General features: G+C 60.5%; 20 protein-coding genes and 1 pseudogene. 1 reads left to right on the plus strand and 20 read right to left on the minus strand.

Annotated elements, in window-relative coordinates:
* Positions 1–157: 157 nt before the first annotated feature.
* The 19 genes from dapB to Q0G75_RS02345 form a co-directional block, all read right to left on the minus strand.
* The gene (gene dapB / locus Q0G75_RS02255; protein WP_294414693.1) at positions 158–925 is read right to left on the minus strand and encodes a 4-hydroxy-tetrahydrodipicolinate reductase; all 768 of its coding nucleotides are present in this window, start codon (positions 923–925) and stop codon (positions 158–160) included.
* Between the two features lie 70 nt (positions 926–995).
* Positions 996–3,230, minus strand: a complete 2,235-nt coding sequence (locus Q0G75_RS02260; RefSeq protein ID WP_294414694.1) for a polyribonucleotide nucleotidyltransferase — start codon at positions 3,228–3,230, stop codon at positions 996–998.
* 157 nt (positions 3,231–3,387) lie between these two features.
* Positions 3,388–3,675, minus strand: a complete 288-nt coding sequence (gene rpsO, locus Q0G75_RS02265; protein ID WP_042434157.1) for a 30S ribosomal protein S15 — start codon at positions 3,673–3,675, stop codon at positions 3,388–3,390.
* A gap of 210 nt (positions 3,676–3,885) precedes the next feature.
* Positions 3,886–4,134 carry a TIGR03905 family TSCPD domain-containing protein gene (locus Q0G75_RS02270; protein WP_294414695.1) on the minus strand — a complete coding sequence of 83 codons (249 nt, stop codon included), beginning with the start codon at positions 4,132–4,134 and terminating at the stop codon, positions 3,886–3,888.
* A 75-nt stretch (positions 4,135–4,209) separates the two neighbouring features.
* Positions 4,210–4,986 carry a DNA repair protein RecO gene (gene recO / locus Q0G75_RS02275; protein WP_294414696.1) on the minus strand — a complete coding sequence of 259 codons (777 nt, stop codon included), beginning with the start codon at positions 4,984–4,986 and terminating at the stop codon, positions 4,210–4,212.
* A gap of 3 nt (positions 4,987–4,989) precedes the next feature.
* Positions 4,990–6,828 carry a PASTA domain-containing protein gene (locus tag Q0G75_RS02280; RefSeq protein ID WP_294414697.1) on the minus strand — a complete coding sequence of 613 codons (1,839 nt, stop codon included), beginning with the start codon at positions 6,826–6,828 and terminating at the stop codon, positions 4,990–4,992.
* Positions 6,829–6,949: 121 nt separating this feature from the next.
* Positions 6,950–7,900, minus strand: a complete 951-nt coding sequence (era, locus tag Q0G75_RS02285) for a GTPase Era (protein WP_294414698.1) — start codon at positions 7,898–7,900, stop codon at positions 6,950–6,952.
* 25 nt (positions 7,901–7,925) lie between these two features.
* The gene (locus Q0G75_RS02290; protein WP_294414699.1) at positions 7,926–8,354 is read right to left on the minus strand and encodes a diacylglycerol kinase family protein; all 429 of its coding nucleotides are present in this window, start codon (positions 8,352–8,354) and stop codon (positions 7,926–7,928) included.
* Positions 8,355–8,359: 5 nt separating this feature from the next.
* Positions 8,360–8,824 (minus strand): rRNA maturation RNase YbeY, encoded by a 465-nt coding sequence (ybeY, locus tag Q0G75_RS02295; RefSeq protein WP_294414700.1) that lies wholly within the window; start codon positions 8,822–8,824, stop codon positions 8,360–8,362.
* On the minus strand, positions 8,802–9,797 hold the full coding sequence (locus Q0G75_RS02300) for a PhoH family protein (protein ID WP_294414701.1): 996 nt from the start codon (positions 9,795–9,797) through the stop codon (positions 8,802–8,804). Before Q0G75_RS02300 ends, ybeY begins: the two co-directional genes overlap by 23 nt.
* Positions 9,798–9,866: 69 nt before the next feature.
* Complete coding sequence (locus tag Q0G75_RS02305; protein ID WP_294414702.1) at positions 9,867–11,090, minus strand: MiaB/RimO family radical SAM methylthiotransferase; 1,224 nt, start codon at positions 11,088–11,090, stop codon at positions 9,867–9,869.
* The gene (locus tag Q0G75_RS02310) at positions 11,087–12,085 is read right to left on the minus strand and encodes a 16S rRNA (uracil(1498)-N(3))-methyltransferase (protein ID WP_294414703.1); all 999 of its coding nucleotides are present in this window, start codon (positions 12,083–12,085) and stop codon (positions 11,087–11,089) included. The genes Q0G75_RS02305 and Q0G75_RS02310 overlap by 4 nt, the downstream gene beginning before the upstream one ends.
* Positions 12,086–12,121: 36 nt before the next feature.
* Positions 12,122–13,246 (minus strand): molecular chaperone DnaJ, encoded by a 1,125-nt coding sequence (gene dnaJ / locus Q0G75_RS02315; protein WP_294414704.1) that lies wholly within the window; start codon positions 13,244–13,246, stop codon positions 12,122–12,124.
* A 50-nt stretch (positions 13,247–13,296) separates the two neighbouring features.
* Positions 13,297–14,313, minus strand: coding sequence for a heat-inducible transcriptional repressor HrcA (gene hrcA / locus Q0G75_RS02320; RefSeq protein ID WP_294414705.1), 1,017 nt, complete (start codon positions 14,311–14,313; stop codon positions 13,297–13,299).
* Positions 14,314–14,427: 114 nt separating this feature from the next.
* Complete coding sequence (gene hemW, locus Q0G75_RS02325; protein ID WP_294414706.1) at positions 14,428–15,534, minus strand: radical SAM family heme chaperone HemW; 1,107 nt, start codon at positions 15,532–15,534, stop codon at positions 14,428–14,430.
* A complete protein-coding gene (gene dusB / locus Q0G75_RS02330; protein ID WP_294414707.1) occupies positions 15,527–16,498 on the minus strand; it encodes a tRNA dihydrouridine synthase DusB in 972 nt (323 codons plus the stop codon). The genes hemW and dusB overlap by 8 nt, the downstream gene beginning before the upstream one ends.
* A gap of 9 nt (positions 16,499–16,507) precedes the next feature.
* The gene (locus Q0G75_RS02335) at positions 16,508–16,702 is read right to left on the minus strand and encodes a hypothetical protein (RefSeq protein ID WP_294414708.1); all 195 of its coding nucleotides are present in this window, start codon (positions 16,700–16,702) and stop codon (positions 16,508–16,510) included.
* Positions 16,703–16,717: 15 nt separating this feature from the next.
* Complete coding sequence (gene lepA, locus Q0G75_RS02340) at positions 16,718–18,520, minus strand: translation elongation factor 4 (protein ID WP_294164171.1); 1,803 nt, start codon at positions 18,518–18,520, stop codon at positions 16,718–16,720.
* A 161-nt stretch (positions 18,521–18,681) separates the two neighbouring features.
* Positions 18,682–19,107: a hypothetical protein gene (locus Q0G75_RS02345; protein ID WP_294414709.1), complete on the minus strand. Its 426-nt coding sequence runs from the start codon at positions 19,105–19,107 to the stop codon at positions 18,682–18,684.
* Between the two features lie 376 nt (positions 19,108–19,483).
* On the opposite strand from Q0G75_RS02345, the pseudogene rpsT reads away from it, so the two are divergent.
* Positions 19,484–19,741: pseudogene (gene rpsT, locus Q0G75_RS02350) on the plus strand (30S ribosomal protein S20); the annotation flags it as partial.
* Between the two features lie 442 nt (positions 19,742–20,183).
* Here the strand turns inward: rpsT and holA are convergent.
* On the minus strand, positions 20,184–21,161 hold the full coding sequence (gene holA / locus Q0G75_RS02355) for a DNA polymerase III subunit delta (protein ID WP_294414710.1): 978 nt from the start codon (positions 21,159–21,161) through the stop codon (positions 20,184–20,186).
* Between the last annotated feature and the right edge of the window lie 2 nt (positions 21,162–21,163).

The raw sequence follows: 21,163 nt of genomic DNA on the forward strand, positions 1-21,163 counted from the left end.
CCATGCACCTGAATCGCAAAATGCAACTTTGCCATATTATGCCACGGCACCCCGAAGGGCGCCGTGAAGTCATTAAATTGTCACGCTCAAGAAACAATTGTTGCCGTCTAGGTAATAATTACCGCCGTAAACGGCAACGGATTGCCTCGGTAAACGCCTATGCCATGAAGTTCTCAAGCCCGACGATGAGCCCCTCTCGCTCGCCGACGCTTCGGATGCCCAGTAGCACGCCGGGCATATACGAGGTGCGATCCCAGGAATCGTGACGGATGGTAAGGGTCTGGCCCATGGAGCCGAACACCACTTCCTGGCTAGCCACATATCCCATGGAGCGAACGGAATGCACGGGCACGCCTTCCACCAGCGCACCGCGGGCACCTTCGCAACCTGCGATCTCGGTTTCTTTGCCGGGCGCTGCGCTTTGACGGCCATCGCGTGCCTCGGAGATGACCTGCGCCGTGCGCACGGCGGTTCCGGAAGGGGCGTCCTTCTTATTGCAGTGGTGGAACTCGAGCACTTCCGCTTCGGGGAAGAACGGCGCGGCGGCTTTTGCGAACTGCATCATGAGCACGGCGCCAGTGGTGAAGTTCGGAGCATAGAACAAGCAGGTTCCCTCGGGGGCAAGGGCGGCAAGCTCCTCGAGCTTGTCGTTGGCAAGACCCGTGGTGCCCACCACGCAATCGACGCCCGCCGCAAGGGCGACGCGAAGATTGCCCTCGACGACGGAAGGCTGCGTGAAATCGACGAGCACATCGAACCCGCCGGCATGCACGGCCTGCTCGACCGTTTCATACACTGCGAAAACCTTCGAAGAGCCATGCGGGTCGATTCCGCAGGTCACCTGCATATCATCGGCAGCGGTGACGGCATCGACCACGGCTGAACCCATACGTCCGGCAAAACCGGAAACGGCAACGTTGATCATGTTGAAGCTCCTCCTTAGAAAAGATGGCGGCCTAAGGGCGGCCGCCATCGATACCTATCGCATATAAGGCTTATTGGGACTCATGACGGCGACGAGGGGTGCGGTTGGCGCGACCCGGGCGCACGTCACGCTGGCCGCCTTCGCGCTTGCCTCCCTCATGGCGTTCGTGACGCTCATGCCCGCGATGCTCGCGCGGAGCAGGTGCGCTGCCTTCGGGAGCCTCCGGCTTGTCCAGACGATCGAGCGAGATCTTGCCCGTCTTGGGGTCGATCTCGAGAACCTGGACCTTGACGGTGTCGCCGAGCTTCAGCACGTCCTCGACCGAGCCGACGCGACCGTTTGCCACACGGGAGATGTGCAGCAGGCCGTCCTTGCCGGGGGTGAGCTTGACGAAGGCGCCGAAGTCCTTGATGCCGACGACCTCGCCCTCGAAGATCTCGCCGACCTCGGGCTCCTTGACGATGCCGAGGATCATGGCCTTGGCAGCTTCGCCGGCCGGACCCTCGATGGCAGCGATATGGATGGTGCCATCTTCCTGGATGTCGATCTGCGCGCCGGTTTCGTCCTGGATGCCGCGCACGACCTTGCCACCGGAGCCGATGACGTCGCGGATCTTGTCAACCGGGATATGGATGGTCTCGATGCGCGGAGCAGTGTCGCGCAGGCTTGCACGCGGCTCGGGCAGCTCGGCGAGCATGGCCTTCAGGATGTGTGCACGGCCTTCGTGGGCCTGCTTGAGCGCACGGCCGAGGATCTCGGTGGACAGGCCCTTGGCCTTATTGTCCATCTGCAAAGCGGTGATGCCCTTCTCGGTACCGCAGACCTTGAAGTCCATATCGCCGAGGAAGTCCTCGATGCCCTGGATGTCGGAAAGGATGACGATGTCGTCGCCTTCCTTAATAAGACCCATGGCGATACCGGAGACCGGGGCCTTGATCGGAACGCCCGCATCCATCAGCGCCAGCGTGGAACCGCAGGTGGAAGCCATGGACGAGGAGCCGTTGGACTCCAGGATCTCGGAAACCACGCGGATGGCGTAGGGGAACTCGTCTTCAGAGGGGATCACCGGCAGAAGAGCGCGCTCAGCCAGCGCACCATGGCCGACCTCGCGGCGCTTCGGGGCGCCCATGCGACCCGTCTCGCCGGTGCAGTACGGCGGGAAGTTGTACTGGTGCATATAGCGCTTGCCCTCGGCCGGGTCGATGGTGTCAAGACGCTGCCACTCGTTGAGCATGCCGAGCGTGGCGATGGAAAGTGCCTGGGTCTGGCCGCGCTGGAACAGACCGGAGCCGTGGACGCGCGGCAGATAACCGGGCACGATGTGCAGCGGACGGATCTCGTCGGCGCGGCGGCCGTCGGCGCGCTCACCGGTTTCGATGACCATGGCGCGCATGGCCTTCTTCTCAAGCGCCTTCAAGGCAGCGGCAATGTCGGAGCCCCAAGCGGCAAGCTCTTCCTCGTTGAAGGACTCTTCCTTGATGCGAGCCTTGAGCTCCTCGACCTTGCCCATGCGAGCCTGCTTATCGGCATCGCTCAGAGCTTGGGACATCTCGTCGAAGAACGGGGAGATGCGCTCGTCGATGGATGGGTCGGCAACGTGGATAGGCCACTCGACCGGGGTGATGTCGCAACGATCGAGGAAGCGCTGCTGGGCTTCGCAGAACTTCGCGATGGCCTGCTGGCCGAAGTCCATAGCGCGCAGCATAAGATCCTCGGAAACCTCGTTGGCGCCAGCCTCGACCATGGAGATGTAGTCGGCGGTACCTGCGATGGTCAGCTCCAGATCGGAGGTCTCCTGCTCCTCGTAGGTGGGGTTCACGATGAACTCGTCGGTCTCGGGGTTGTGAGCGATGCGCACACAAGCGGCCGGGCCGTCGAACGGAGCGCTGCCGATCATAAGGGCTGCCGAAGCGCCGCCGACGCAGATGCAGTCGGGAGCGTTCTTGCCATCGCACACGAGCGTGGTGGCGACGATGTGCACCTCACGCTTGAAGCCGTCGACGAAGCCGGGGCGGATGGGACGGTCGATCATGCGGGCGGTCAGCGTGCCCTTCTCGGACGGACGCGCCTCACGCTTGAGGTAACCGCCGGGGATGCGCCCGACGGAGTACATCTTCTCCATGAAATCGACGGTAAGCGGGAAGAAGTCGTAGTTCTTCTCCTCCTTGGAGATGACGGCCGTGACGAGCACGGTGGTCTCGCCCTGCGTGACCAGGACAGCGCCGGTAGCCTGCTTGGCCAGCTCGCCCGTTTCGAAGCGGTAGGTCTTGCCGTACAGCTCGAAGGACTCGACGATCTTTTCCATGTGGTGTTCTTTCCTTCTCTATTCCTTGACCGCCGTAGTGCGGACAAGCTTCTTCGGCCAGGGGTACTCACGTTTCCCGCTTGCCGCGAGCAGGCACGCCCTTGCGTACCCGACCGCTATGCAAAAGCCCGCGCAGCGCTGCGCGGGCTTTCGTTGACTAGATGTTGTCGCGGATGCCGAGCTTCTTGATGAGGGCACGGTAACGCTCGATGTCGCGCTCCTTGATGTACTTGAGCAGACCACGACGCTTACCGATGAGCATCATCAGGCCACGGCGGGAATGGTTATCCTTCTTGTGGGTCTTCAGGTGCTCGGTGAGGTTGCGGATACGCTCGGACAGGATGGCGACCTGCACGTCCGGGTTGCCGGTGTCATGCTCGTTGGCGCCGAACTCGGCGACCAGCTCTGCGGTGCGCTCTTTCGTGATGCTGAGTTTGCTAGGCATGCTAACTCCACCTTTCCTGCGGGACTTGCCCGCCTTCCGTGCAGCTGTTGCTGCGCTCTACTTGCTTTCCGCTGGGATCCATGCAAGATGGGGACCAAGCTGAAAGTGGCTGCCGATATGGCAACTGGTCAAGAATACGATGACCGACCGCTTGCGCGCAAGCCTGATATACCGACCTGCACAGCTTGCGCACATCTTAGCTACCTGCGCTTATTGCGCCTGACGGGCTTCGCGCAGCGCGTGGACAAGCTGGTCGGCGCAGCTGGTGGAACGACGACCGCAGGTATTGCCCTCGAGCACGGCGGCGACGTCCTCGACGCTCTTGCCGTTGACGAGTTTGCCGATAGCCTTGAGATTGCCGTCGCAGCCGCCGACGAAATCCACGTGCTTGATGGTATCGCCGTCAAGATCGACGTGGATCTCACGCGAGCATACGCCCCGGGTTCGATAGGTGTACATATACGTTTCCTCTCTCTTGGATGGTGCAAGTATGCCATAGCGGCATGCGGGTTTGCCCTTGTACGTGACAAGCACCTAAAACAATCCGCAGGTGAACAGGAAATTCAGCGACTTCAGGCGAATGGAGGCGTGTACCTGCGCCCAAGTCTGGCAAAGACGTAGCGTGTCGAAGACGCAGGATTGATCGACCTTGATCGATACGATATCCGAAAAGCGCATGCCCAGCAGCGCGATTGCCCAGGAAAGCGTTTCCGGAGCAAGGCCGGCAACGTCGGACACGCGGCACGCATCGCATACCACGCCGCCCTCGCTGCACGAGAACGCTATGGTTCGATGGGCAAGGCCCTCCACGTCGCAGGCCAACGGCTCGCCGCAAACGCAACACCGATCAAGGGAAGGACGGATGCCCAGGAACGCGAACGCCTTGAGCAGCCAAGCTGCGCACATGGCAGGGGCATGCGCGGGACCGGATGAGGCCAGCACATCAAGAGCCGTTTGCGTGAGCGGGAACAGTTTCGGAACTTCGAGACCTGGCTGCGTGATGCGATCGAGCAGCTCGACGATAGGAGCCGCGCAGGCGGCAAGCTCCATACTTTCACGCAGCGCGGCGTTGCCGGCAATCAAACGAGCTTCCTTAACGATGTCGAGCGTACGCCCTTGCGCTAGGAGCACATCTGCCTGCGAATACAGCTCAAGCCGGGAGCTGAACTGGCTGGTAGGCTTTCGAGCCCCTTTCGCAACGGCTCTGATCTGCGAGCCGTCCTGCGCAAGCAGGGACAGGATAAGATCCGACTCCCCCAGCTTGGTCTTGCGCAGGACGAGCACGCGGGCGTTGTAGGTGCTTTGCGCCACGAGCTATTTGAACGAAACCGACGCGACGTTGTTCGAGGAGTCGAAGGTTACGGTGCCCGAAACCTGCTTCGAATCCCCTGCAATCGATATGGTCTGCCCCAGAACCGTAACCGACTTGGAAGCCTTGCCCGATGCGGTGAAAGCCACCGTGTCGTTGCCCTGATAGGAGACGCTATCGACCGAGGACACGGCAAACGACGACCCATCCGATGCGGTCAGCGTGGTCGAGGCCAGATACGAGCGCGCAGCGGCGGTCAGCTCGCTGGCGCGGGACTTCGCAAGCGAGACGACGACGACCGTATCGGAGGGGACCTTCGAACCCGCAGCGGGCTCGACGCCCATGATGGCCCCTTCGCTTGCGGTTTCGCTGTACACGTATACCGCCGTAGAGGACAGCCCTGCATCCTTGATCGCCTGCACGGCCTCGTTATAGCTCATGCCCGAAACATCGGGCACGGTGTAGGCCTGCGCCACCTTGAGCGTGATGCCGGTGGACGCCTTCGCCTTCTGGCCCTCCTCGGGGTTGACGGAAAGGACGGTGCCCTCCGGCTCGTCAGAGCGCTCAAGCTGCACATCGACATGTTCGAACCCATTGTCCGAAAGGGCCTTCAAGGCGCTGTCCTGACTGGAGCCGACCACTTTGGGAACGGTACGCGAGGTGGACACATGGATGACGACCTCGGCGCCCTCATCTTGGCGTGCGCCGGCGCCTGGGTCCATGAGCAGGACAAGGCCTTCGGTGGAATCAGAGGGAACGGTAGTGGAGCGGACCGTGAAGCCCTTGTTCTGCAACATATACGTAGCGTCTGCCTGCGTCATGCCCGTGACGTCGGGCACGACCTTCCCGCCCCACATCTCCATTTGATACGTGACGCCAGCAGCGGCTCCCGCCGCAAGGACCAGCACCAACGCGACGACGACGGCAATCTTCGAACCGTGAACGCGTTTGCTCTTCGATTCCGGCTTCTTATCGTCTTTCGGCTTCGTTTTGGAAACGACGGGCTTGGCTTCTGTTTCGGCGTGCTGGGGCTGCTGCTTCTCGGGCTTGGCTGCAGGCTGCTCAGCTTCCTTAGTGTGCCCAATGTTTTGCTGCTGAGACTCGCAAGCCTTGGCCTTCTCGGCTTTCTTCTTCTTGCGGTCGCGCTTCTTCTTGTTGGGGTCGGGCGCGATGAAATCCTTCTGCTGCGACAAATCGGCATCGGTGATGCGCGGCATCTGCATGGTGTCGCCCGAATGCCAGGCTGCCTTCGGCGGCACATATCCGGGATACACGAGGAACTCGTCGAAGCCGGACAAATCAGGCTCCCAACCCGATTTGATGGCCGGAGAAGCAGGTTTGGGACCAAGCGTTTGGGTTTTCTCGGACTCGAAGGCGAGATTGCGGATATCGGGAAGATCGAGCACGTGCGTGCGCTGATGCATCACATCGTCTTCTGCAGCTTCGTCCTTTTCGGTGCTATCGACGCCATCCTGATCGAATGCTTTACCGCCTTCGGAAGCGCTTTGCTGCGCATCTAAGTCCTCTTGCGTTGCGCTATCCGTGACGTCATCATCCGCGATCGCCTCATCGGGAGAGGATGCATCATCGGATTCGTCGATGTCATCGGAATCATCGGTTTCATCATGCTGTTGCGCTTCTTCCCCATCGCCATCAAGGGCAGGGTCTTGCGTATCGCAGTCAGCGATATCCTCGATAATATCTTCGCTATCCGTCAAGTCAGACGCTTGGGCAGGTTCCGCGCCTTCGATCTGCTCGAAGGCGGCACGAGGCAGCTTGGCCCCGCACTCGTCGCAGAACTTCGCGCCATCGCGATTTTCCGTGTGGCAAGAAGGACAGATCATGCTTGAAACTCCCTTGCGCGTGCTTACAGTATGAATTCCCGTAAATTGTACCGAAAAACAGGATTGAGGTGCCACTTGGCACCTCAATCGCAAAATAACTAATAAACCTGAAAACAACCTGCTACAAGCCCTCGCCGTATCCGAATCGGCGGATTTGCGTGGCGTCGCGACGCCAGTTCTTCTTGACCTTCACCATGAGGTCAAGGTACACGCGCGTGCCGAGCAGCTGCTCGAGGTCTTCTCGGGCCTCCTGGCCGATGCGCTTGATGGCGCTACCGCCCTTACCGATGATAATGCCCTTCTGGGAATCGCGCTCCACATAAATACGGGCCAGGATACGATTGAGGTCCTTCTTCTTTTCGTACTCCATGTGTTCGATGGTGACGCCGATGGAGTGAGGGATCTCATCACGGAACGTTCGGAGGATCTTCTCGCGGATGAACTCGGCGACGATGACCTCGATGGGCTGGTCGGTTTCCATATCCGCGGGGAACCATGCCGGCCCCTCGGGCAGGAAGCACTGCACCTCTTCAATGAAGGCATCCACGTTGTAGCCGGATTCGGAGGAAAGCCCCACCATGGCATCCCAGTTCGCCAACTTCTTGGCAGCCTCGGCCTGCTCGTGCATTTGCTCGGTGGTGACCAAGTCGCCCTTGGACAGGACGCAGATCTTCTTCGCGTGTTTGCAATGCGGGCCGTCAAGCTGAGTGGCAACCCACTCGTCGCCACGGCCGACAGGCTTGCTGGCATCGATGAGCATGGCGATGACGTCGACGTCTTCGAGCGCCTTGAGCGCCGAGGTGTTGAGTTCCTCGCCAAGCGCATCGTGGGGCTTGTGCAAGCCCGGGGTGTCCACGATGATCATCTGCATGTCGTCGCGCGTGTAGACCGCGCGGAAGCGATGACGCGTGGTCTGGGCTGTGTTCGAGGTGATGGCAATTTTCTTGCCCATAATGGTATTGAGCAGGGTGGATTTTCCCGCATTGGGGCGGCCGATCAACGTGACGAAGCCGGATTTGAAGCCTTCGCCCGAAGGGGGCGCGGCATGTCCGAAATATGCGTCGAGGTCCATAAGACTCCTAGGTTCAAAAGGTTGTTTACAATGCTATCAGGGCGAGCAAGGGTGGAATGAAGACGATGCAGCCGACCACAAGGGAGGCAAAAGCGCCCGCAAGCGCAGCACCCGCCGCGTAGTCCTTCGCCCGGCGAGCAAGTTCATGGTACCCGGGGCTTGCAAGGTCGACCACGGCCTCGATGGCCGTGTTAACCGTTTCAAGCGCGAACATCATGCCGACGCATATGATAACGGCAAGCCATGAAGGGGTATCGATGCGCAACGCGAAGCCGAGCGCTATCGCAACCACGGCCATGCATACGTCGATGCGCAGGTTACGTTCGCTGCGAACCGCGTCGATGAGGCCGCGCCCGGCGTTGGCGAAGGCGGAAGTGAGCTTATAGCGCTGTCCTTTTTCCTTCGTTTGGGCGGAACGGATGAATGCCTTGTTGTCGGGGGATGTTTCGCCCATGGCCGTTATCGCGCATTCCAGGCGGCCAAAATCTCATCCTCTAAGGCCTCCATGACCTTGGCATCCTCCTCGACGATGTGATCGTAACCGCACAGATGCAACAGACCGTGAACGAACAGCAAGCTGACCTCCTGCTCGAACGTGGTGCCGAACTCATGGGTTTGGCGCTCGGCCACATCCGGCGCGATGACGACGTCTCCCAGTTCGTAGACATCGCCGAAGCCTGCGGGAACGATATCGGAAAGCTCGTCCTCGACGCCGTCGCATTCGAAGGACAGAACGTCGGTGGGCCCTTCCTTTCCGCGATACTGCTCGTTGAGGTGGGCGATCTCGTCGTCGGTGACGAAACTCAAGGACACCTCGGTGTTCTGAGGCTTCTCCTGATGCTCGAGCACGAACTGCGCAAGCTCGATAAGCGGCATGTCCTTTAGGTCATCGCCGCGGTAATCATAGTTGATTTGAACGTCCATTGCTGCCCTTCTTCTGCATGGCGTCGGCCTGTGCGCGGTCGTACGCCGAAACGATGGCCGCCACAAGCGAGTGGCGAACCACATCCTTACCCGAGAATCTGCAAAACGACACGCCCTCGATACCGCCAAGGATATCTTCGATGCCCTTCAAGCCCGAAACGCCGCGCGGCAAGTCGAGCTGGGTGATATCGCCGGTGATGACCATCTTCGACCCGAACCCAAGGCGCGTAAGGAACATCTTCATCTGCTCAGGCGTGGTATTCTGCGCTTCGTCCAGGATGACGAAGCTGTCGTTGAGCGTTCGCCCGCGCATGAAAGCCAAAGGCGCGATTTCGATGACGTTGCTCTCGATGAGCTGCTGCGCGCGCTCCATATCGGTCATGTCGAACAAAGCGTCGTAGAGCGGGCGGATGTAGGGATCAACCTTCTCGTTCAAGGAACCGGGAAGAAAACCCAGGTTCTCCCCCGCCTCGACAACGGGACGCGTGAGGATGATGCGCCCAACTTCCTTGCGCTTGAGCGCGGCAACGGCCATAGCCATGGCAAGGTAGGTTTTACCGGTGCCCGCCGGCCCGATGCCGAAGGTGATGGTGTTTTTGCGGATGGCGTCCACATAATGCTTCTGTCCGGCGGTTTTCGGCCTGATGGCACGCCCGCGGTACGTAAGCAGGATATCCTCGCGAAGCATAGAGGGGGTGAACTCGGCCGTGCGCAGAAGATCGAGCGCGCGCTGGATGAACCCCTGATCGGGGGTTCCACCGCCTTCGACGAATTTGAAAAGTTCGGAGAAGAGCGCCATAAGGGATTGCACCTCGACCGGATCGCCTTCGAGCACAACCGAATCGCCGCGTACCGTGATACGCGCATCGAACGCCTCTTCGATTATATGGAGCAGGCAATCGCCAGCTCCCACCACAAGCGCCATGTTCACGGTTGGCGGCGCGGTGAGCGTGATATGCGTTGAATCTGTCATGCCTGCAAGTATAGCACGCCCGTTCGCGGTTGCCCCGCGCACGCGAAGGGCGCACATGTAGCGCACAAGCTACAGGCTGACGGCAACCAATTGCCCGACGCGAGCGTTTTGGGGAGCCGGCACCTCGAAATAGCTTTCCGTCATAGCCTGCCCGGCCTCCTCCACCAATGCGAGCTCCGTCGTTCCGGCGCGGCCCGACAGTTGCTGGGCGCGAAGGGCCTCGGCGACCTCGCGCAAACGCTTCGCGCGCGCCGCACGTACCCCAGGCTCCACCTGATCGACGCGTTCGACGGCAGGCGTTCCCTGGCGCTTAGAGTATGGGAACACGTGGATCTTCGTGAACCTGCATCGCTTTGTCAGCTCCACGGTATCGTTGAACTCCTGGTCGGTTTCGCCCGGAAATCCGCAGATGATGTCGGTGGAAAGCGAGAGCATGGGCATAGCCGTATACAGCTTTTCGACAAGCTCTTCAAAGTACTCGGCGCTGTAAGGACGATGCATTTCTCGCAGCACCTTCGAGTTGCCCGACTGCAAAGGCAGGTGCAGATGACGGCAAATACGCCCTTCCGACCGGACCATCAGACTGATCAGCTCATCGGAGACATCGCGGGGCTCGATGCTGGAGATACGGAACCGGCAAGGGGGCTCGTCGACCTCATGAATGTCGGCGGTTTCGGCAAGCAAGCGCTCAAGCAGCGCATCAAGGCGATCCCAGCCGTTTTCGCCCCGCTCGCGCCAAGAGCCCAAGTTGATGCCGGTGAGGACGATCTCGCGAACGCCTTCGCGCGCAAGGGCGAGGCACTCGGAAATGACCGCCTGAGCAGGGCGGCTGGAAGCTCGCCCGCGAGCAACGTGCACAATGCAATACGTGCATGCGTTATTGCAACCGTCCTGCACCTTCACACCTACGCGCGTTCTGAAGCCATCGCCGACCGCAAGCGGCATCGTCCCGTGGCCGATAGGCCCGACCAGGCGGTCGAGCACATCATCGACCTGCAGCTTTCCGGCGATATGCACTCGAGCAGGGTCCATGGACGTGAACGCGTCAGCATCAATGGCGGCGGCGCAGCCCGTCACCACCACATTCGAGCTGGGATTGGCGCGCAAAACCTGCCTGACGGCCTTGCGCGTTTTCTTTTCCGCCTCCCCGGTGACGGTGCACGTGTTGACTACCACCACATCGGCGGTATCGGGACCAGTTTCCAAACCGCCGCGCGCAAGCAGACCGGAGGCGAACGAATCGGATTCCACTCGATTCACCTTGCACCCGAGATTGACGATGGCGAAGTTCATGCGCGCTCACCTGCCCCCATGCCGCCCATTTCATAAAGCACCAAAGCAGGCGCCACGATACCGGCGGTTTCGGTGCGCAGGATCGAGGACCCAAGCGAAACCATGCTCGCATGTGCGTTGCACGCCAAAATAGCGTCGACCTCTTCTTGAGCGAGCCCACCTTCAGGGCCCACCACAACCGCAATCCGGGCAAGACGATCCACAGTTGCATTGAGAGATGCCGGACGGAGGGCATCGCGCAGCAAAGCGGTGCCGGGAGCCTCCTCCCAACACACGAGAACGGCATCAAAGGTTGCAAGTACCTCTTTCAGCTGCGCAAGCTTCATGGGCTGATGCACATGCGCAAGGTGGGTTTGCCCCGATTGCATGGCGGCGCTTTTCGCAATAGCTTGCCACCGCTCGGTTTTGGACGCCGCCTTCTTCGCATCGATCTTCATGATGCTTCTTGAAGCAGCGAAGGGAATGAATTCGGAAACACCCAGCTCGGTAGCATGGCGGATGACCGTTTCCATCTTGTCTCCCTTGGCAAGACCTTGCACCAAGCAAACATGTGCAGCAAGCGGCTTGCCATCAAGATGACCCGAGATGACGACGATGGGCGTAACGCCATCGAAGGACTCGATCTCGCATTCAAAGTAGTCCGAAGCAGCATCCACCACGGCGATGTGCTCTCCGGGATCGAGACGCAAAACCTTGGCATGCTTCGCATCATCGCGCGAAAGCGCCAACGGGAACCGTTCTTGGACCTCATCGGCCAGAACCTGTTCATCGAGGAAAAACTGAGGAAGCGACACGGGAATCCTTATCTGCGAGCATAGGACATATTGAACGAATGCGAGCACTTCCGGTGCGGTTGTCCGAAACCCTGCATGACGGGCAGCGCAACGGCCAGCACTCGAAAGCTGCCGACGGTTGAATGGTTGAACGAAACGCGAACCGGAACGAAAACGCTTTGCGCAACCGTTCGATACACGATTGCGCAAAGCGTCGAGCACGAGCTTTCCCACTCGAACGCTGAGCGGGAAAGCGGACTAATTGAACTTGTCGCGCAGTTTCTGCAGCGGCGTGCGGGCCTCGGCAACGTCCTCTCCCATTTCGTGGGCGAGCTGCTCGAGAAGCTCTCGCTGCTTCTTCGTGACCTTCTTCGGAACCGCCACGGTGACATGGACGTACATATCACCACGTGCCTCGCTGCGGAAACGCGGCATGCCGAAGCCCTTCACGCGCACGATCTGATCGTTTTGCAGGCCTTCGGGAATGCGGACCTTGACCTTCTCGTCTTCGAAGATGCCGTCGACCTCGATTTCGGACCCGAGCGTTGCCTGGACGATGGACACGTTGGCGCGGCAATGCAGGTCGTCGCCATCGCGCTCGAAGAACTCATGCGGCTGAATGCGGCACGTGACGATAAGGTCGCCGGAGGCCGCCCCGCGCAAACCCGCCTCGCCGAAACCGGTAAGGCGCAGCTGCTGAGAATCGCGAATGCCGACGGGGACCTCCACGGTGACACGCTGACGATCGGGCACGCGCCCTTGACCGCCGCATTCGGGGCACGGATTGTCGATGGTTTGACCGGTGCCGTTGCATTTGCTGCAGGTGGTTGCCGTCTGCATATCGCCCAAGAACGTATGCTGCACGGTAACCACACGGCCTTTGCCGCCGCACTCAGGGCAGGTGACCTGCTTGCCGCCTTCGGCCATGCCCGACCCGTCGCAATCAGCGCACGGGGCCAGACGATCATAAACGATCTCCTTCTTGGCACCGGTTGCCACTTCCTCAAGTGTCAGGCGCAGGCCGACGCCCATGTCGCGCCCATCGGTGCGCTGCTGACGGGCGCCGCCAGCGCCACCGCCGCCGAAAAAGCTGCTGAAGATATCGCCGAATCCACCGCCGAACAGGTCATCGAAGTCGACATAGCCGCTGCTGCCGCCGCCTGCCGCTCCGGAAACGGTGCCGAACCGGTCGTACTGCGCGCGCTTGTTCGCATCGCTGAGCACGTCGTAGGCTTCGTTGAGCTCTTTGAACTGGTCCTCGGCATCGGGGGCCTTGTTCACATCGGGGTGCAGTTCGCGCGCCTTTCGGCGAAACGCCTTCTTGATATCCGCCTCCGTGGCGTCACGGGAGACGCCGAGAACTTCGTACAAGTCCTTCGCCATAGCGGCCATTTCCACCTTTCCATTGCCCGGCGGGCTATCCTGCCGGGTTCCTACAAATCACCGAGCGCAGTGCCCGCGATGCGGACCGCGCGTAATACCTTCGAATAGTCCATGCGCGTAGGGCCGATGACCGCCACCACGCCGGCGGAATCTCCGCGACCGTAGCGACTGGCCACAACCGATACGCCGGACAGCTCGGAGGCCTGGTTCTCCGAGCCGATGCGCACCGTGGGCCTGCCGTCGGTTTGGCATGCCGTATCGTCAAGGATGTGCAACAGCACCGTGTCATCCTCGAGCACCTGCATGACAGGGAGCACCGCCTGCGACTGGCTGAACTCGGGCTGGGACAGAAGCGAACTGAACCCCAGGCTATGGGCGCGAGAGCCCTCGCCTTCCCGCAAGCATGAAAGCACCTCGTCGAGCGTCATGCGCACAAGCGGGTCGGCGAACGCCTCCGACATGCCCCGGCCCAAGCCGTGCTCGATATCGTGCAGCGTGTTGCCGCCGAACACCTCGTTGAGCAGATGCTGCACGCGGGCCAACTCGTCACTGGAGACCTCTTCGGCGAAATCCATATGGCGGTTGAAGACCTGGCCGTCTTCGGTGACCACCACAACGAGCGCGTTGGTGGGCGTCAGCGAGATGAGCGAAAGCTGCTTGATGTGCAGATCAAGCACCGACGGGGCAAGCACGATGGACAGGCAGTCGGTAAGGCGCGTTAGGGCTTCGGAGGTTTGCTCGACCAGATCGTCAAGCTCCGAAGCGCTTTTCCTGAGTTTGTCCGCCGCCTCCTGGCAACGCTCGTCCTCTTGTTCGCCGCCTTCCTGAGAGAGCAGGTCGTCGACGAAAGCGCGGTAGCCTTGATCGGTGGGGATCCTGCCCGCAGAGGTGTGGGGCTGGGCGATATAGCCACCGTCCTCGAGAACCGAAAGCTCGTTGCGCACGGTCGCAGGGCTTACGCCGAGCTGATAACGTTCGGTAAGCGTGCGCGAACCTACCGGCAGAGCGCGCGCGACGTATTCCTCAATGAGCGCTGCAAGCACTTTTTGACGCCTATCCGAAAGCACGCTTCCCCACCATCCTTTCACCCACTACGGTATAATTATTTCGTAACTGCTAATATTAGCAGCGAGATGATGGGAGTGCTAAATATTGCACCGAATCGTAAGAAACGGACACTCTCATGCTAGATCGAACAGGGCGCCGTAGAGCTGATTGCCGCACAACCACCCGCGTTCGGTGGGGCGCCAGCGTCCGTCAACGTGCTCGCACAGCCCTTGCTCGGCAAGCGTATCAAACGTCGCCGGGGTCTTAGGAAGCAGCTGTGCGGCCCGCTGCACCAGTTCGTCCGAGACACCCTGCGACATACGCATGCCGAGCATCATGTCTTCAGCAGCCATTTCCCTAGCATCAAGATCATCGGTGACCTGTCCGTCCTGCACGCGCATGCGTCGCTCGGCGTTCTGAGTCATGCTGGCCGCGCTGCGCCCCAGGCCAAGGTAAGGAACGCCGGTCCAGTACGCGATGTTGTGACGGCACTCGAACCCGGGTTTCGCGTAGCTTGCCACTTCGTACCGTGCGTATCCGGCCTGCGAGAGGATGCGCTCCGCCGCCTGCATATGCTCGGCCTCGACGTCATCATCGGGTTCGGCAAGCTGTCCGGATAAGACCATGGCATCGAAGGGAGTATGCGGCTCGATGGTGAGCGGGTACACGCTGATGTGGGAAACTCCGCAATCAATGGCCGTTCGAACGCTGTCCTCGAATGACTCGATGCTTTGCCCGGGTATACCGCACATAAGGTCGACGCTGACGTTTTCGAACCTCTCCCGCGCGCATGCAACAGCCCGCTTCGCCCCTTGCGCATCATGGGCGCGTCCCAAAATTTCAAGCACGTGATCGTCGAAGCTTTGCACGCCGATGGAGAGCCTGTTCACGCCAAGCGCCCAAATATCGCGGACCATGGAAGGTGTCAGGCTTTCAGGGTTCGCCTCCATGGTGCATTCCACATCGGGTTCCAAACGCATGGAAAGCCCTAGGGTATAAAGCAACATAGAGAGCCGCGGCATACCCACATGGGAAGGAGTGCCGCCGCCCAGATACACCGTCGAGATGTTGCCGAGCTCCCCTTCTTTTGACTTGCGGCGGATTTGCAGGCACAGATCTTCCACGTACTCGTCGATTTGCGGGCTGTCGGCGGGCACGGCGGCGGTGGCGAAATCGCAATAGCTGCAACGCTTCACGCAAAACGGCAGATGCAGGTACAGCGCACGATAGGGATTATGCATGGCTTCCCGCAATCTCGAGCAGCTCGTCGAACACAGCGTCGAAATCGTCCACGCCCACGCAGGCGTTGATCTTCCCACGCGCCGCAGCGGCACCGGGAAGGCCCGTCATATACCACATGGCGTGCTTGCGCATGCGCACGATATTGCGCCCTTCGCGCTGCGCAAGCAGCCGCGCATGGCGGCGAGCCATGGCGATGCGCTCCTCGACGGTGGGCGCGGCAGGCTCCGGCAAGCCTGCAAGCGCCGCTGCGGCCTGGGAGAATATCCAGGGATTGCCTTCAGCGGCTCGTGCGATCATAACGGCATCGCAGCCGGTTTGCCGGGTAATAGCCACGGCATCTGCGCCGCATTTGACGTCGCCGTTGCCGACCACGGGCACATCCACCGCCTGCTTGACGCGCGCAATGACGCCCCAATCAGCGCACCCGCGATACAGCTGCTCGGCATAACGGCCGTGCACCGCAACCGCAGCGGCCCCGGCATCCTGCATGCGAACCGCGAATTCGGGCGCAGTTTCGCAGCCCATGGCCCAACCACGGCGAAACTTCACGGTAACGGGATGTTCCACCGCCCGGCTTACCGCAGACACGATGGAGGCGGCCAGGTCCGGATCGCGCATAAGCGCGCTGCCATCGCCTTTCGTGACGATCTTGCGCGCGGGGCAACCCATGTTGATGTCGATATAGGCAAGATTCTCGCCCATGACCTGCTCGATCCAAGCAGCTTGAGAAGCCATGGTGTCGGGCTCATGGCCGAACAGCTGCACGGCAACCATATCCTCGCCTTGCGCCAAATCAAGCAGATGACGCGTTTTCTCGTTGGCATAGGAAAGGCCCTTGGCGGAAACCATTTCGGTATACGTCAGATCGGCACCCTGCTGGCGGCACAGCGTGCGAAACGCCATGTCCGAAACGCCCGCCATGGGTGCAAGCAGCAGGCGATGGCGATTAAAGAAATCGTACATGCGCCCGCCCTACATCGCAGACAAGATGCTCACGCCGGAAACCAGCGTGAAGCCGAGCAGCACGATAAGGGCGATCACTACCACGATGCAGCCCAATCCTGCGGCCTTCGTACCGCCGCGCTGCGCCCGCTCGAGCTCTTCGCGAGCCTTCTTATCGTCGAACGCGTCGTCCAACCAGTTGTATTCGTCGCGCTTTGCGCCCATATTCCGCAACAGCCCCTAATCGTCGACCTTCAAAATAGCCATGAACGCCTCTTGCGGCACCTCGACGTTGCCGATGGCCTTCATGCGCTTCTTGCCCTGCTTCTGCTTCTCGAGCAGCTTGCGCTTGCGGCTGATGTCGCCGCCGTAGCACTTCGCAAGCACGTCCTTGCGCTTGGCCTTCACCGTTTCGCGCGCAAGCACGCGCCCGCCGATGGCGGCCTGAATGGGAACCTCGAACATCTGACGAGGGATGATCTCCTTGAGCTTCTCGGTGAGCACGCGGCCGCGATCGTAGGCTTTATCGCGATGCACGATGAAGCTGAGCGCGTCGATGGGCTTGCCGGAAAGCAGGATATCGAGTTTTACCAGGTTCGACGGCTTGTACCCATCGAAATCGTAATCAAGGCTGGCGTAGCCTTTGGTATTGGACTTGAGCTTGTCGAAATAGTCCATGATGAGCTCGGACAGCGGGATCTCCCACAGCATTTCCACCGTGTGCTGCGACAGGTAATTCATGGTGACGAACGTGCCGCGGCGCGCAACGGTGAGGTCCATGACGGCTCCGACGTAATCGGGCGGGATGAGGATCTTCGCCTTCAAGTAAGGCTCCTCAATGCGCTCGATCTCGCCGGGGTCGGGCATCTCCTGCGGGGAATGCAGGCTGATCATCTCGCCGCCTTGGCGGAACACGTGATACTCCACGGAAGGCGCGGTGGCCAGCAGGTCCAGGTTGAACTCGCGCTCCAGGCGCTCCTTGACCACTTCCATATGCAGCAGGCCCAAAAAGCCTACGCGGAAACCGAAACCGAGCGCATGGGACTTCTCAGGCTCCCAAATAAGCGCCGGGTCGTTGAGCGACAGTTTCTCAAGCGCCTCTTTGAGCGGCTCGTACTGGTCGGAGTCGATGGGGAACAGGCCGGTATACACCATGGGCTTGGCCTCGCGGTAACCCGGCAGGGGCTCGTCGACGCCGCCCTCGGCCAACGTGAGCGTATCGCCCACCTTCACCTGGGAAAGGTCCTTCAGGCCGGTGACCAGGTAGCCGACCTCGCCCACGCCGAGCTGTGGCAGCGGCTCCTCGGCGGGATGGCGCGCTCCCACCTCTTCGGCCAAGATGATCTTGCCGCTGGCCATGAGCTTGAGCTTCTGGCCCTTGCGCATGGCGCCATCCACCACGCGCACAAGCGCCACGACGCCGCGGTACGGATCGAAGTAGCTATCGAAGATAAGCGCGCGCAGGGGCGCATCGGCGTTGCCCTGGGGCGCGGGAATGTTGTAGACCACGGCCTCGAGCAGGTCATGGACGCCGACGCCGGTTTTGCCGCTTGCCAGCACGGCATCGTCGGCCGGGATGGCAAGACCGTCCTCGATCTCGGCCTTGACGCGCTCGGGTTCGGCACTGGGGAGGTCGATTTTGTTGATGAGCGGGATGATCTCAAGGTTGGCGTTCATGGCCATCATGGCGTTGGCCACCGTTTGCGCCTCGACGCCCTGGGTGGCGTCGACCACGAGCACGGCGCCTTCGCATGCGGCCAGGCTGCGGCTGACCTCATAGGTGAAGTCGACATGACCCGGCGTGTCGATGAGGTTGAACTGGTAGGTTTCGCCATCATCAGCGGTGTAGTTCACGCGAACGGCCTGGCTTTTGATGGTGATGCCGCGTTCGCGCTCGATGTCCATGCTGTCAAGCAGCTGGGCCTGCATGTCGCGATGAGCCACGGTGCCGGTCATCTCCAAGACGCGATCGGAGAGCGTGGACTTACCATGGTCGATATGGGCGATAATGCTGAAGTTTCGGATATGCGATGGGTCGGTCATGTGCCCTCTTGCTTTCTTAACGCCGTAGTATTGCGACGGCTACATGACGGGCTTGCCAGGCGCGTCAGCGCGCCGCGGACGATGTATTGCCGCCGTGCAACCATGATGTTTGCATAGAAACTTATTTTACCAGCTGACGGCCGTTCCCTGCCGCCATAGCACTACAATTCCACGTCAGCGGGCCCTGAAGCATCCGGCGATACCGTGACGAGCTGGGCTTTGACGCTTTGCCCGTTCACGCAAATCGCCCATGTGCCTTCGGACAGCTGAAGCCGAGCTGAACCGTCGGCCACCTTCGCCGACGAAACCTGCTCGGGGACGAATTTTGAACCGTCCTGGGAAACGAAGATAGGTTTGCAGACCAGAACCTGTTCGGCAGAGGTTTTGACGGATACGGTTCCGCTAGATTGAATGGCTGACGAAGGTGCGGCAACGTCGTAAACCTGTTTCTCGCCCGAATGGCAGCTGGAGCATTCCTGCCCCTGGTCGATAACATCATGTTGGCCAGAACCGCAGCCGACAAGCGCGAACGCCATCGCAAGCGCAAACACAGCGCCTGTGGAGATGACAGCCTTTTGAATACCCATTATTCAGCCCCTTTTGGATGAAACGTGCTATCGAGTTGTGCATTGTTCTGCACAACTGCAAATCAACAGGTGCAAAACCGTGCGATATCGGCTATTCTATCTCATTGCGTATCCGGCATATGCGTGCCCTTGCAATCTACGCAGGGCTTCCGCAGACAAGGCTGCATGAAGGATCATCGTGGTGCCGGGTGGCCGATTGGCTAGCTGAATGGGAAATCCTGTCCATTCCCGCATATGCGTTTATCACGCGTATTAAGCGCTTGATCGCATATGCCAATCCGTCACCTGTGCATCTCACCCACTCCTTCGCAGCTGCGCCGAATGCGCAAAGCAAGCCGAAAACGGCGAAACCACGTTAGAGCGAAGGAGTTTCACAATGGCAAACATCAAGAGCCAGAAGAAGCGCAACATCACCAACGAGAAGTCCCGTCAGCGTAACCGCGCCATCAAGTCCGAGCTGAAGACCGCTGTGCGCGCTGCACGTGAGGCCGTTGCTGCCGGCGACGCAACCGCTGCTTACGCCAAGGGTCTGTACGCTTGCCGTCTGCTCGACAAGGCCGTCTCCAAGGGCGTTATCCACAAGAACCAGGCCGCTAACCGCAAGTCCGGCGTGATGGCCCTCGTCAACACCATCGTCACCGACGAGGTGCGCGCCGCTTACGTGAAGCCCGAGGCCAAGAAGCAGGAGGCCACCGGCTCCAAGAAGGCGGCTCGCAAGGCTGAGAAGGCTGCCGCTTACAAGGCTGCTGCCGAGGAGAAAGCCAAGCGCGTTGCCGAGCAGCAGAAGCTCGAGGCCGCTGCCGCAGAGCGCAAGGCCAAGGAGGCCGCCGAGGCTGCTGCCGCCGAGGCCGCCGCTGAGGCTGAGGCCGCTGAGGGCGAAGAGGCTGCTGAATAGCAACTCGCCTACTGGTGAATCAAGAAAGGCTCCGGATTTCCGGAGCCTTTCTTTTTTATACAAATACGCATCCAACGCGATGATCGGGTGGGCTGGGCTCGAATCGAATGCGCACATCTCACCCGATCAACGAAGTATTCGAGCACGAACCGATGACGCAAAACGGGCTCGAATCGCACCATTACCCCCGCTTCGCGGTGACGTTCACCACCCATTCGCGGAATGCCTCATCAGGGTCGCCGCCGCTTTTCATTGCCTGCTCGGTATCACGAGCGGTGATAAGGGCCTGCCGCAACTCCTGCGGTGTGTACTTCCGCGCCCATGTCGCATGGTTTTTCACACGCCAGTCGGGCTGCTTAAGCGCGGCAGCTATCCCTCGCCCCTGCCCACGGGCGGCAAGGCTTTGCGCGCACATAAGCTCGCGGATGCGCGTGACGCACATAGGAAGAAGCGCGTGGGGCGATACCGATTTCATACGCTGCAAATCGAGCAGGCATTTTGCCGTGTCGCGCGCGGCGAACGCGTTCGTGAACTCCCAGGGCTTAACCTCAGCAGTGCGGCTGACAAGCGAGCGAACTTCTTGTTCCCCAACCGCAGCGGTACCGGAATGGGCAAGGGCCACCTTCTTGATCTCGGCATCAAGGTGAACGGTGTCCTCACCCACCAAGTTGACAAGGGCGATGGCCGCGCCTTCCGAAAACGTGACGCCATGCCCCACCGCCATGGAACGCACCAGCTTGGGCAGGTCGCGAGCCTTCGGCGGGGCGCAGTCGATCACCGCGGTCTTGCCGTGCTTGGCAACCGCTTTGTACAGGCGCGTGTTCTTCGCAAGCTTTTCGGCGATAAGGGCGAGCACGGTGGTCTCGCAAGGCGCATCCAAATAGCTGACGATTGGTTCCGAATCGGCCTTCTTCAGTTTATCGGCATCCCGAACCTCCACCAAGCGGACAGGAGATGCGAACGGAATGGTGTTGCATGCATTGACCACGTCATCGCCGGTGAATTCGGGCCCTTCAAACACGTCGGAGTTGAACGACAGGTCGCCCATGCTCGACAAACGCGCGCGAAGACGCTTCATGACGGCATCGCGCTTCAAGGCGTCCTCACCGGTGATGAGGTACACGGGAAGCAGGGATTGGTTGTTCTTCGAATCAGTCATAA

Origin of the sequence: uncultured Senegalimassilia sp. (assembly GCF_934636665.1) — a bacterium.
Classification (GTDB): domain Bacteria; phylum Actinomycetota; class Coriobacteriia; order Coriobacteriales; family Eggerthellaceae; genus Senegalimassilia.